This is a genomic window from Acinetobacter legionensis, from assembly GCF_048551735.1.
Classification (GTDB): Bacteria; Pseudomonadota; Gammaproteobacteria; order Pseudomonadales; family Moraxellaceae; genus Acinetobacter.
Genome location: NZ_JBIMBV010000003.1, coordinates 67,558 through 81,425, shown reverse-complemented (window position 1 = coordinate 81,425; position 13,868 = coordinate 67,558). Strand labels below are relative to the sequence as shown.

Here is a 13,868-nt window from a genome sequence, read left to right as displayed (position 1 = left end):
GATTAACAATAACGTACAGGTGGAATATCGGGATAAATCACAATCACTTGCTGACAGATTCCCTCAGCTAGCCGTTGTTGCTCAAAGACCGCTTTCGGCATGGCTTCAAAATTATCATAGAAACAAATTTCCTGATCATTTATCGAATAAACCAACGAATGATTTCCAATGCCTTCTAAAGTGTCATAAAAAACAATGATATTGCACCCTTGTTCAGTATAGTCTTGAATTTCTTCATAGCTTAGCGCTGGACTGATCTGCAACTCTAACCTTTTCGCGTCTTGATAACGGACTATTTCTTTTTCATGAATATTTGAGTCTTCATCTGTATAAAAAGCGAGATCAAAACCTAATTTTTTCAACCCAACAGCTAAGCCAATCGTAAAAGTACCATCTTCTGCATCGTGATGACAAAGTTTAACCAGCTGTTGAGTATCTAACTGAATTGAGTAATTTTGCAATAACATCCAAACAGCAAAAATACCGCAATTTGATTCTAGGTCTAATAAGGCTTTAGGCAGTTGTACACTCATTCAATTTTCAAACTTGTAGAAATCACAATCAACAATTATAACGTTATAAGATTGAATTATGATGCTTTATCAAAATTACTTAATTTTTAAAGTCACTGTTACCCGTCTATTTTTTACTCGACCTTCTGCCGTTTTATTATCAGCAATTGGCTTTATTGGTCCTAAACCAAGTGTAATCAATTGCTCTGGATTCACTTGATATTCATTTAATAGAAAATCTTTCACAATATTTGCGCGTGTTAACGATACTTTATTATTTGTAGCCAAAGAGCCTGTACTGTCTGTATGACCTTCAATGTAGAGAACAAAATTTTTATTGTCTTTCAATAATTTTGAAGCAACAGACAAAGCGGGTTTATACTCAGCTTCAATATCTATCGATTTCGGTTGAAAATATATAGACAGCCCATTTTTCAATGACTTCACTTCATTTGGATATTGTTTTTGGATTGAGACACGATTTGGATTTATTGATGTCGACGTACAGGCATTTAATGCCATGAGTACCAGTCCTAAAATGATATATTTCATCGTTAACCTGTAATTATTAATTTCTGATTCAGTTTTATTTAAATATTCTATAATTATAAGGACTTTAAATAAAAAAGCGACTCAATTGAGTCGCTTTTTTATTCACTAAATAAAGGATTATTTAGTTACAGTACGGCTACCAGTGATTGTCGCGAATACACGACGGTTCATAGCACGACCTTCTTTAGTTTTGTTGTCAGCAATCGGTTGATCCCAAGCGAAACCTTGAGTAGACAAACGAGATGCATCAATGTTGTACTCGCTTACAAGCGCTGATTTAACAGAGTTAGCACGAGCTAAAGATAAACGTTCGTTTAACTTACGTGGACCAGTGTTATCTGTATGACCTTCAATACGAGCAGTCGCATTCGGGAATGTAGTTAACGCATCAGCAACTTTAGCAACTTCTGGCTTGTATTGATCTTTGATGTTTGATTTGTTTGTATCAAAGAACACACGAAGTTCCATGTTCAAATCTTCAGTAAGAACTTGTGGAGCTGGTTCAACTGGAGTTGGAGCAACTGGAACCACTGGAGCAACTTCTACTACAGGAGCAGCAGGCTTCAAGTGACCACCAAGAACTACGTTAAGACCTGCAAGAGCAGTATAGTTCCAGAATTTTTCGTCAAAGTTATAAGTACCACGAGCTTCAGTACGAAGAGATAAAGCATCGTTTAAGCGCCAGAAAGCACCAACACCAGCATTACCTAAAGTACCTTCTTCGTTGTTATGGTAAGACATGTCATCAAGTTTATACTTGTAATGACCAGCACCTAACAATACATACGGTTTGATTTTGCTGTCATAGTTTTTAGTGATCAAATCAGAAGTAGCATAAAAGTTACCGTTGATTTGAGTTTGCTTGTATTCAGAACCAGCTACGCCAGTACCGTCAAGGTCACCTTTAACTTGGTTATATTCAGCTTCAAAACCTAACCATGGAGTAAGTTCTACACCAAGTGCAGCACCAACGAATAAATCGTCTTGTAATTCAGGGCCGTTAGTTAACTCGCCTTTATCACCACCATTGTTGTGTTGAGAGTCTTGGAAAGTGTAACCAAGTAGTAAAGGTGTAACAGTTACACCAGCATTAGCAGCAGCGAATGGAGCAGCAACAAGCATAGCAAGTGCGATACGACTCAATTTCATGGATATCCTCCAGAGATAACAATTGTTGTTCAAGCTTAGCCTAAAATTTATTGGCTATCCTGAGATAAATTTTAATACCCCAGTATTATTTTTAAGCTACTCACGTTGAATCATACAAACACTTGAGGCTTTTTCCAAGTGCTTGATAACTTTAATCAAGTAAATTATTGACAAAATTACTTACAATTTCCGTTGTAATTCGGTAACATTTTACTCAATTTTTTTGCGTGGATCGCTTATCTTTTTGCTACATGCATTTTAGCAGTAAAAGAAACCGATAGTAATAAATATTTTACTACGTTAACATTTCAATTAAATTTAATAGAAAAATCATTATTTTTCAAATAAAAAACAAGACTTAACAGAAGACCTAATGATGTATTTTTATTGTAAAGAGCAAGGTCTTACCTTATTCGAACTAATTACCATAATCTGTATTATTGCAATTATCAGCTTAATCTGCTTACCGCATTATCATAATTGGATGCAGAAACAAGAGATTAGGGCTGTTTCAGCACAAATACAGCAACATGTTTCTTATGCAAGAAGTCAAGCTTTGGTCCGACATACAACTGTGGTCATTTGTTCATCTGAAGATTTAATTCAATGTGAAAAAGACAAATGGAATAAAGGATTACTTATTTTTACAGATAAAAATAAAAATAAACAGATTGATGCTGGAGACCACATACTCCTAAAAACTGAAAATAAAATTAAATATGGCACACTGAGCTGGATTGGAAGTGCAAGCAGTAGAGATGCGTTAACTTTACAAGGTGATACTGGCCTACCCAGAGGTTCACCTGGAAGTTTCTATTATTGCAGTCAATATGATGTCGAAAATAATAAACGATACAAAATCGGACGAATGGGAGCTATAAATTTTGGACCACGACCCGAATGTTAAAAACTGTTCTCTACGGTCAGCATATATTCAATACCTAGACTTTATTCTTACACTATTTTTTATATACTGCTTAGGTTTTGGATATATTCACAGAATAATCATTTGGAGATAGAACAATGACTGACATCGTAATTGTTAATGGTGCCCGTACAGCTATGGGTGGTTTTCAAGGAAGTCTGACCAGTTTGACTGCACCTGACTTAGGTGCTGCGACAATTAAAGAAGCCATTGCCCGTGCTGGATTACAACCAAACGATGTACAAGAAGTCATTATGGGGTGTGTCTTACCTGCTGGTTTAAAACAAGGTCCTGCACGTCAAGCGATGCGCAAAGCTGGCTTACCTGATACAACGGGTGCTGTAACCATTAACAAACTGTGTGGTTCAGGGATGAAAGCAGTCATGCAAGCTGCGGATTCGATCAAAGCAGGTTCGGCAGACGTCATTGTTGCTGGCGGAATGGAATCTATGACCAATGCACCGTATCTTCTTCCTAAAGCCCGCAGCGGATATCGCATGGGACATGGTGAAGTAAAAGACCATATGTTCTTTGATGGTTTAGAAGATGCTGAAACGGGTCGCCTAATGGGTTCATTTGCACAAGATATGGCAAATACAAAAGGCTATACACGTCAACAAATGGATGATTTTGCGATTCGTTCTTTACAGCGTGCACAAAAAGCTATTACTGAAGGTTGGTTTAAAGATGAAATCGTTTCTGTGACGGTTTCAAGCCGTAAAGGCGATGTTGTTATTGATCAAGATGAACAACCATTTAATGCCAATATCGAAAAAATTCCTACCTTACGTCCTGCATTTGCCAAAGATGGAACTATCACGGCTGCGAATGCCAGCTCAATTTCAGATGGCGCATCTGCACTTGTATTAACTTCTGCGGATCATGCTGCTGCAAAAGGGCTCCAACCATTAGCAAAAATTGTTGCATATGCTTCAAACTCACAGCATCCATCTGAGTTTACCATTGCTCCTGTAGGTGCAATCCAAAAGGTCCTGAATAAAACCGGTTGGGATGTTCAAGATGTTGATTTATGGGAAATCAATGAAGCATTTGCGATGGTCACTATGTGCCCAATCGATGAATTTAAACTGGACGCTGAAAAAGTCAACATTCACGGTGGTGCATGTGCCCTAGGTCATCCTGTTGGTTCTACAGGTTCGCGCATTATTTTGACCTTAATTCATGCTTTAAAACGTACTGGCGGTAAAAAAGGGATTGCGGCCCTTTGTATTGGTGGTGGTGAAGCGACTGCTCTAGCAATTGAAATTCTTTAAGTATCTCAATACTTAAACTTAAAAAGAGGCATTTACTATTTAGTAAATGCCTCTTTTATTTTGCTTTCAACTGAACAACCTAAATTATCACCCAATCCATAATTAATGATTTAAATTTTTCTGATCAGGAATCGGGGCAATATAAGCAATAATCAGCATCACAAAACCCGCCCCCAAGAAAGAAACCACTCGAGTTAATGTTCCAATATGTGATAAATCAAAAAGCACCAATTTTAAGGTGACAATCACCAAAATACTCCCCCCTAAAATCCATAAAGGACGTAAAAACTTACGACTGGCAAAGCTCATTGCGATAAAAGCTAAGCTCACCCAAAGCAAGGTTAAGCTCAGTTGTGTAGTGGCATCTTGCCATAGACTAAGTTGATTATAAGGAGTAGCAAAATACACATGTAAAGCTCTTAAAATGATATAGCTACTCAGCCACAACAAACTTAGAACACACAGAACAGCAAGTATCCCATGGTCTATTCCCTGCTTTATACCTTGCTTAAATTGAAGATACAGCATCCAGAAAAAACCAATTAACATGGCGATACTAACCAAATCAAATGGATTTAAGATTGGTAATAAATATCCTTGAAATGCTTGCTGTGAAAATAGCTGAGAACAAATCATCCAAATCAGCATCAGTAATAAACTACTTCGCGTCTGCCAGAACATCGTCCATTCTGATTTTTTCTGAAAGAAACACCATCCACAAAACACTAAAGGTAAAATGACTACGCTGATATAAGGCATCGTTGCAATCAAGCTAAGACTGCTTAGACTTAAACTAACTAAAACACCTAAACTCAGCCATTCACTTTCAAACTGTATCCCTTTTGCAGGTCTTAACCAGACTGTCGCTAGCACTAAACCTGAAACTGAGATACCCCATCGTTCAATATCACTGGTCCATAACAACATGCCATTTTTACTAATATCCAATAATAAAATGAGTGTGAATACATAGACGGGAATTACCCCAATCCATTTTGGAATCAACCATGTTGATCTGGCCTTTAGCCACAACATCAATTCATTCATCAACAGATAAGCGACAACCACAATCAATACAGTGTATATATATCGATTTTCTCCCTCTAGGTGATCAAGCAATAATGCAAGAATCATCGTGGTTGCAGAAATCATCAGCAGGCTTAAAAACAAGGTCGTTACTGAACTGATCTGTTTGCGAAAATCATCACGACTATTTGCCAATAACACCACAGCGATATAGCTTAAACTTAAGCACCAATACATCGTGGTTGGAAAATCAGGCAATTCAAATAAGTAATAAAGGCTTGAACAACCTGCAACAATCAACAAGGCTATCGCCATATAACGACTGATCACTGATTGTCGATATAAAGCAAAGCCAAAAATACATAAGCCTTCAACAGCCCAACCCACCACGCTCCACTGACCATGCAGAAGAATCGGTGGAATTAAAGCAATAAAGATCAATGCCAAACTAAAATAACTTTGAGAAATCAGTTGAATAGATTGATTACGTTTAGAAAGTTGGTAAATTCCTGCAAACACCACAGCAAAACCAAGGCTAAATCCAGCAAGGATAAGCTCTTGGTGAAAATACATTAAATATATAAATAAATAGCCAATTATCGGTGCCCCAAAAATCAACGCAACATCTAAACTGGGTTTAAGTTTAAATTGCTCCAGGTCCTGTTTGGCGATCAATTGACTGAATCGAAAACCAAGCCAAATGAATACGGAGAGATGTGCAAAAATGAGTATTGTGAGTAACTGTTTTTCTTGAATATATCCATAATAGAAAGCGTAACCACCACCAATGATGACTGTCACTAAAAATCCGATCTGATTTAAATATTTCCAAGGTCTTAAGGTACTAAGTACAGCAATTGCAATGTTAATCACTAAATAATAAGCCATCAGTTCCGCCACCGTTGCATTTCGCACAGGCAACGTAAATGGCGCAATATATGCGATAAGGACTGCCATCAATGCCAATTCCACGCTTTGCTGCTTTAAGCTTAAACTCAGTGTCAATGCCATAATTACAGCAAAACATAAACTTGCCAGATAAAGACTCGGAAGCAACTGATTGTAATAGGCAAAGAATAAGGTTAAAAATAATCCAGCAAGCCCCAACCCCTCTATTGCTAAGGCAAAACTACGATTTTTATTTTGTAGCAACACTCCCAATGTGGTGATTGCTCCACTGGACAAAGCAACGATTGAAAGTTTGACTGCTAAACTTAATTGCCAATGCTCTGTCGCAAAACGTAGCAATAACACAATGCCAATCACCAAAACCAAGATCGCAACTTTTAAAACAGGATTTCCTTGAAAAATCCATTGGCGAATTTGTCCCATTAAGTTCAGGGAAGAGTCTTTATTCATCGCTATACTTTGTTTAATCGATAGCGGATGGTTTAAATCTGGGGATGTATGTTCTGAAAAGTTCAAATGTTGAATTTGTAATTGTACTTGAGTTAAATAACGCTCTAAACGGCGTAACCAGCGTAAGAAAAAGAAAATCCAAGCTGTGAGACCTAAACCAACCATCCAGCTCAAATGCAGTGTTAGCCCTACAACAGCAACAATCGAAGAAATATACAAAGGCACTTTTGAAGTGCTTTGTAATGGAAATAATGTCTGCTGTGCAATCTCTTGCAATGGATCTTGAATCGCATCAACATACTGCATCACACTCATGACAAATGCTAAACCACTGATGTATGTCAATATTCGTGCATCCAAAAACCATGCACTGACTGCAATAATGATCAACATCATTAACCAAATGATACGAATTTCACTCTGCCCTTTGAGCATATTTCATCTTTCTCGATCCTGAGTAACTCGATAATACAACAGCCTTGCTTGATGATTATGTGAATTCATCAGATATTCAGTAACACAAGGATGACTGTTGCATCTTCGCAAGCGTAAAAAATCACGTACAATAAAGCGGTTATTTGAATTAGGAAAATATCAATGCCACCATTTGTATTGGTCGATGGGTCATACTTTTTATTTCGTGCTTTTCATGCACTCCCACCTTTAACCACATCAACTGGATTACAGACCAATGCGATTCGTGGGGCAATTTCTGCAATTCAAAAACTGATGCGTCGTGTGCAACCAACACATATGGCGGTTATTTTTGACACACCTGAACCCACCTTTCGTCATGTGCTGTCACCGATATATAAAGGTGACCGTCCAAGCATGCCAGAAGAATTGTCACAACAAATTCCTTATTTGCATGCCTTGATCCGTGCTTTAGGTATTCCATTACATACGCTTCCTGGTGCTGAAGCTGATGACATTATTGGAACCTTGGCAAAACGTGCTGAAAAAGCTGGTCATCAAGTTTTGATTTCTACGGGTGATAAAGACATGGCCCAGTTGGTCACTGATAAGGTTACCCTTGAAGACAGTTTTAAAGACAAACCGATGGATGTCGATGGTGTAATCGAAAAATTTGGCGTCCGCCCAGATCAAATTATTGATTATTTAACCTTAATGGGTGATGCCTCTGATGGTATTCGTGGCGTACCGGGTGTAGGTGCAAAAACTGCCGCTAAACTGTTAAATGAGTATGGTACGATTGCTGGTATTTTGGAAAATGTTGATAATATCAAAGGTAAAGTTGGACAAAGTTTAAAAGACAATGTTGAAGGAATTACGCTTGATCATCAACTAGCAAGTATTGTTATCGATCTCGATTTAAGTTTGACCTATGATGATTTAAAGCTGTGTGAACCTGATGTTGAAGCATTGCGTAGTTTGTATACTGAACTTGAATTCCGTAATCAATTACAATCGCTTGATCATCCCAATAATCCAAATAGCCCCGCCTATAAACAAACAACTCAAAGTATTAGTAAAACCGAACAACCTGTTGAAAGTGAAATTACAGATCAAGCCACAAGTTCAAGTGTTGATGACCGTCTTGGTGAAGCCACTTATCATACTATTTTAAGTCAAGAAGCATGGGATAAGCTCTTCCAACGCTTAAGCACAGAAAAACGTTTTGCAATTGACACTGAAACCACAAGCTTAGATTATCGTATTGCTGAAATGGTTGGTTTTTCAGTAGCTTTTGATGCCAATGATGCTTATTACATCCCCTTAGCACATGATTATGAAGGTGCTCCTGAGCAACTCAATCGCGATGCGATTATTCAGCAAATCAAACCGATTCTTGAAGATCCAAGTATTGAAAAAATTGGACATCATTTAAAATATGATGCGCATATTTTTGAAAATCACGGTATTCATTTACAAGGTTGGTATTTTGACACCATGCTGGCCTCTTATGTATTGAATGCAGTGACAACACGCCATGGTATGGATGATGTTGCGCGCGTTTATCTGAGCCATTTGACCACAACTTTTGAACAAGTTGCAGGTAAAGGTGCAAAACAAAAGACCTTTAATCAAATCGAGATTGAAACCGCTGGACATTATGCAGCAGAAGATGCACATGTCACATACCGCCTATATGAAGTTCTGGAACGTAAGCTGAAAGAAATTCCTGAACTGATCAATATTTTACATCACATTGAAATGCCTGTAGCCAGTGTTTTGGCAACCATGGAAGAAAATGGGATAGAACTTGATCTAAGCTTCTTGGATCAGCTCAGTGTAGACTTTGCCAATACCATTCAAAATCTTGAAAATCAAATTATCGAAATTGCAGGCGAATCTTTTAATGTCGGTTCACCCAAACAAGTCGGTGAAGTTTTATTTGAAAAATTAGGCTTAAAAGGTGGCAAAAAAACGGCAACGGGACAATACAGTACCTCTGAAGCAGTTTTAGAAAAAATCGATCATCCAATTACTGAACTAATCATTGAGTATCGTGGTTTAACTAAGCTTAGAAGTACCTATACCGAAGCCTTAGTGAAACAAGCCAATCCCGATACCCACCGCGTCCATACCAGTTACCATCAAGCATTAACAGCAACAGGACGCTTGTCATCAACCGATCCAAACCTACAGAACATTCCGATACGTGAGGAAATTGGTCGTCAGATTCGTAAAGCCTTTATCGCACCTCAAGGTCGTGTACTTTTGGCAGCCGATTATTCACAAATTGAATTACGTTTAATGGCGCATTTCTCACAAGATGATGCTTTAGTTGATGCTTTTCAAAATGGGCAAGATGTACACCGTCGTACAGCATCTGAGGTCTTGGGTGTCGCGCTAGAAAATGTGACCTCTGATCAACGCCGCCAAGCGAAAGCTGTTAACTTTGGTTTATTGTACGGTATGTCTGAGTTTGGTTTGATTCGTCAACTGGGCTTTACTCGTGAAGAATCGCAAAACTATATTAAGCAATACTTCCACCGTTATCCGGGTATCTATGAGTATATGCAACGTACCCGCCAAGTCGCACTGGAACAAGGTTTTGTAGAAACCATTACAGGTCGTCGCTTATATACACCAGATATTGATGCTCGAAATATGATGGTGCGTAAAGGTGCGGAACGTGCTGCGATTAATGCCCCACTCCAAGGCTCTGCTGCTGAAATTATTAAAATGGCGATGATTGAAGTCAATAAAATCTTACCTCAAAATCAGGCGAAACTTTTACTTCAAGTACACGATGAATTGGTGTTTGAAGTTGATGAGGCTATTGCAGATAAATTGGCTGCACAGATTAAAGATGTGATGCAAAAGGTCGTTACCTTATCGGTACCTTTAGTTGTTGAAGTCGGTCAAGGCAAGAATTGGGGTGAAGCACATTAAGCCTTTAGACTATTCCCTAACTTTCTAGAAAAAGTTAGGGAGAGATCATCTTTTGTTGAAAACATACTCAATATTATATTTTTAATACTCACAAAAAAAGGACTCTATTGAGTCCTTTTGCTATTTAAACTGGTAAGTTAAAGGCCTGTTAACAACGCAATCGCAGCATAATCCATAACTTTTTCAGCAATGATCAATGCCAAAATCGCTAGAATTGGAGAAAGATCAATCATTCCCATATTTGGCATGATACGGCGGAACGGCGCCAATAATGGCTCGGCAAGCTCTTGAATCACTTCAATATAAGGTGATCTCGACTGGGTAAACATCACCACCCAACTAAGAATAATGGTCGCAAAAATTAAATAGCGACAAAAACGAATCAGGTCTTGGATCATGGTTACAAAAGTTAGAATGATCAAATGTACAGGACTATTAGGTATTGCACCTTGCAAGTACATCATTCCAAAAATCTTAAGCAGATATAACACCACCAGCAAAACTAATGCAGCTGTATTTACTCGCCCTTTGGCTAAAGGCGGAAAAATTCGACCAAACATATCCACAATTTTTGTCGCTTTGACTGTCGACATCACCACTGGATTGTATGGACTCACCATGGCCAATTGCATTAAAAAACGAAAGAATACGAGCAAAATCGCTACGTTAATAATAATGCCAAAAATTTGCGCAGAATTTGCACCCATACTGGAACGTTCCTAAAAATCAATAATTATTTAATGCTGTCACTTAATTCTTGAGCCAGTTCCTGACTACGCTTCTGCGCAGCAGCTAAAGCTGTCTGAATATTTTGAGAAATTTGAGCACGATCAAATACTTCTAAAGCAGCTTGTGTAGTACCGTTTGGAGAAGTCACATTTTTACGCAATTCCGATGGCGCATTTGAGCTGGTAATTGCCATTTGTGCTGCACCAAGTGCTGTCTGTAAAGTTAAAGCGGTCGCAACCTTTTCATCTAAACCCATATTTTTTCCAGCGCGAATCATGCTTTCCATCATATAGAAGAAATATGCAGGGCCTGAACCAGAAACAGCAGTCACAGCATCAATTTGCGCTTCAGAAGTCACCCAGATCGTTAAACCTGTCGAAGCAAGTACTTGTGTTGCCAATTCGCGGTCTTTAACACTGACCTCTTCTTGAGCAAAAATACCATGTGCACCAGTTTGAACCAAAGCAGGTGTATTCGGCATAACACGAACAATACGCTCACTACCCGTTAAGTCTGAAATTGTTTGAATTTCAGCACCTGCAACAATTGAGATCAATAATTTATCTTCGAGTAAACCTTTTAATGGTTTAAGCACTCCACCCAAAACTTGAGGTTTTACAGCAAAAACAACGATATCGGCGTTTTTAATTGCTGCGATATTATCGTCAGTCACATGCACATCTTTTTCTTGTAGCAATTGTCGAATATTTTCAAAGGGGTCAGAAACTGTAATACGTGTTGCAGGTAATCCACGACTCAACAAGCCACCGATTAGGGCTTGTGCCATATTCCCACCACCAATAAAAGTAATATTACAATTTAACGCTGCACTCATGAATCACGCTCGACCTTAGTTTTTTAACTCAGAGATTAAATTTGGTTGCCATCCACCCACTTCACAATATTCAGATTGCGCCAACCAAAAACCATTTGGTGTAAACACACCAAGCATAACATTATCTACACTTAATATTTGAATTGTATGACGCATCCACGGAAAAATATGTGCTTCTTGAATAGCTTTTTTCAAAGGCCAAGCACCTACTCTGCCATAAAGATGAATTTTTTCACCACCTAAACGCGGCTTTAATGTTAGCTTATGATTGAACAGTGCAAAAGCCAGGCCCATTTTAGAGCTTTCGATCTGAAACACACCAGATGTGAATTGTAGTTGTTGATGAAGCTGAAATTGAACTTCCTGTTCTTGAGGCAATTGTTTAGATTTTGACGCTAAATATTGGTTTTGCTCAATTCGGTAAAGCTGATTTTGATAGCGTAAATAATAAAAATGATTCCAATGTAAAGCGGCTTGCGCATCTGTCTTAGATTCAATTACCTCATCTTGTAGCCTTTGCACCATGTCCAAAGCTGGGCGATATGTCCCTTCACCTTTCATCCACATTGAGAGAAGTTGCCGCTGTCTAGCAGGGGAAAGTGATGCCAATTTGGCTAAATCCAATTGTGTAGGATGACCACAGAACTTTAAATCCTGCTGTACTACCTCATTGAGAATTTCATCAGCATCTTGCATTAAATAGCTAGTACGTGCCAATGCTTGCTGCATTTTAGGATAACGACTTTGCAAAATATGCCAAAGTTCATGTCTACACCATGCACGGTCATAATGTATATCTAAATTAGAAGGATCATCCACATAATCGATTTTCAGTTGCTCAACCCATTGGCAAATCTGCTCACGGGAAGTATCAAGTAAAGGCCGCCAGATCAGCAATTGATCGCGCTGATCGATGGATTGCATTGCTGATAGACCTGTAACCCCCGCACCTGACAACAAGCGTAACATTAACGTTTCGGCCTGATCTTGCTGATGGTGAGCAAGAACCAATACCTCATTTTTATCTATATGCTGAAAATAAGCCTGATAACGCACTTCACGTGCTTGATTCTCAAGATTGCCTTGAGCGACTTGAACTGGCTGAAGAATATAAGGAATATTAAGCGCTGTACATTGTTGAGCAACAAAATCAGCCCACTCATCACTGACTTTTTGCAGTTGATGGTTGACATAAATTGCACGAATTCGCTCAGGAAAAAGCTGTGCCATCAGATGTAGCAATAGCATGGAATCCATACCACCGCTACATCCGATTAAGAAACGGGTATCTTCAGGAAATTGAGAATACTGTTTTAAGAAGCAAGACCTAAATTGTTGCTGCCAAACTTCATTAAACGTTGATAACGTGCTTCGCATCGTTCTTCCGCAGTCATTGGCTGTAATTCATCAAGCGCTTGTTTTAACACATCCTTAAGTTTTTCCATAACCTCAAAAGGATGCAAATGAGCGCCATCACCCTCATCAACCACATATTCAACAATGCCAATTTCTTTCAGTTTATTGGCAGTTAATGCAAGTGCTTCACTGGCTTGTTCAGCTTTATCCGCAGTTTTCCATAGAATCGATGCACAACCCTCAGGAGAAATCACAGAATAGATACTGTGCGAAAGCATAATGACGCGATCAGCAACACCAATCCCCAAAGCACCACCAGAACCGCCTTCACCCAAAACTGTCGCAATCACTGGCACTTTAAGGCTTGAAAGTTGCGCCAAACTTGTTGCAATTGCTTCCGCTTGACCACGCTCTTCAGCACCAATACCAGGGTATGCCCCCATCGTATCGATAAAAGTAAATACAGGAAGGTTAAAGCGTTCCGCCATATCAAGTAAGCGTTGAGACTTTCTGTACCCTTCAGGATTACACATCCCAAAGTTATGCTGTAATTTTTCACGCGTACTACGACCACGGTGTTGACCCACAACCATCACTGGTAGACCGTTAAAACGGGCCAAACCACCCACCATTGCACCATCATCACCATATAGACGATCACCATGCAAGGTATCAAATTCAGTAAAGATTTCGCCTACGTAATCCAAAAATTGCGGACGCTCAGGGTGACGTGCAATTTGAACCGTTTTCCAAGCTTGAGATTGAGCAGCTTTATTTTTCATAAGTCGAGT

11 protein-coding genes are annotated in these 13,868 nt (G+C 38.8%); 3 read left to right on the top strand and 8 right to left on the bottom strand.

The annotated features are described in order from the left end of the window. Positions 1-2: 2 nt before the first annotated feature. From ACG9ZL_RS03680 to omp38, 3 genes are all read right to left on the bottom strand, one after another. Positions 3-533 carry a cysteine peptidase family C39 domain-containing protein gene (locus ACG9ZL_RS03680; protein WP_336953357.1) on the bottom strand — a complete coding sequence of 177 codons (531 nt, stop codon included), beginning with the start codon at positions 531-533 and terminating at the stop codon, positions 3-5. Positions 534-608: 75 nt separating this feature from the next. Then, a complete protein-coding gene (locus ACG9ZL_RS03675; protein ID WP_336953358.1) occupies positions 609-1,064 on the bottom strand; it encodes an OmpA family protein in 456 nt (151 codons plus the stop codon). A 117-nt stretch (positions 1,065-1,181) separates the two neighbouring features. Beyond that, entirely contained in the window at positions 1,182-2,213 is a 1,032-nt protein-coding gene (gene omp38, locus ACG9ZL_RS03670) for an outer membrane protein Omp38 (RefSeq protein WP_056514838.1), read from the bottom strand. A 484-nt stretch (positions 2,214-2,697) separates the two neighbouring features. Here omp38 and ACG9ZL_RS03665 point away from each other — a divergent pair, with 484 nt between their 5' ends. Both ACG9ZL_RS03665 and ACG9ZL_RS03660 read left to right on the top strand, forming a co-directional pair. Beyond that, positions 2,698-3,120: a GspH/FimT family protein gene (locus ACG9ZL_RS03665; protein ID WP_419359113.1), complete on the top strand. Its 423-nt coding sequence runs from the start codon at positions 2,698-2,700 to the stop codon at positions 3,118-3,120. 116 nt (positions 3,121-3,236) lie between these two features. After that, positions 3,237-4,412, top strand: coding sequence for a thiolase family protein (locus tag ACG9ZL_RS03660; RefSeq protein ID WP_419359111.1), 1,176 nt, complete (start codon positions 3,237-3,239; stop codon positions 4,410-4,412). A 102-nt stretch (positions 4,413-4,514) separates the two neighbouring features. On the opposite strand, the gene ACG9ZL_RS03655 is transcribed toward ACG9ZL_RS03660, so the two are convergent. Continuing rightward, positions 4,515-7,232 (bottom strand): DUF2339 domain-containing protein, encoded by a 2,718-nt coding sequence (locus tag ACG9ZL_RS03655; protein ID WP_419359109.1) that lies wholly within the window; start codon positions 7,230-7,232, stop codon positions 4,515-4,517. A gap of 162 nt (positions 7,233-7,394) precedes the next feature. Between ACG9ZL_RS03655 and polA the strand changes: the two genes are divergently transcribed. Beyond that, entirely contained in the window at positions 7,395-10,157 is a 2,763-nt protein-coding gene (gene polA / locus ACG9ZL_RS03650) for a DNA polymerase I (protein WP_336953362.1), read from the top strand. A gap of 137 nt (positions 10,158-10,294) precedes the next feature. On the opposite strand, the gene ACG9ZL_RS03645 is transcribed toward polA, so the two are convergent. The 4 genes from ACG9ZL_RS03645 to ACG9ZL_RS03630 are packed head-to-tail and all read right to left on the bottom strand — an operon-like array spanning position 10,295 to position 13,859. Then, the gene (locus ACG9ZL_RS03645; protein ID WP_004723028.1) at positions 10,295-10,864 is read right to left on the bottom strand and encodes a YggT family protein; all 570 of its coding nucleotides are present in this window, start codon (positions 10,862-10,864) and stop codon (positions 10,295-10,297) included. 26 nt (positions 10,865-10,890) lie between these two features. Continuing rightward, on the bottom strand, positions 10,891-11,721 hold the full coding sequence (proC, locus tag ACG9ZL_RS03640) for a pyrroline-5-carboxylate reductase (protein WP_336953363.1): 831 nt from the start codon (positions 11,719-11,721) through the stop codon (positions 10,891-10,893). Between the two features lie 15 nt (positions 11,722-11,736). Further along, entirely contained in the window at positions 11,737-13,098 is a 1,362-nt protein-coding gene (gene tilS, locus ACG9ZL_RS03635) for a tRNA lysidine(34) synthetase TilS (RefSeq protein ID WP_419359106.1), read from the bottom strand. Further along, positions 13,035-13,859 carry an acetyl-CoA carboxylase carboxyltransferase subunit alpha gene (locus ACG9ZL_RS03630; RefSeq protein WP_336953365.1) on the bottom strand — a complete coding sequence of 275 codons (825 nt, stop codon included), beginning with the start codon at positions 13,857-13,859 and terminating at the stop codon, positions 13,035-13,037. Before ACG9ZL_RS03630 ends, tilS begins: the two co-directional genes overlap by 64 nt. Between the last annotated feature and the right edge of the window lie 9 nt (positions 13,860-13,868).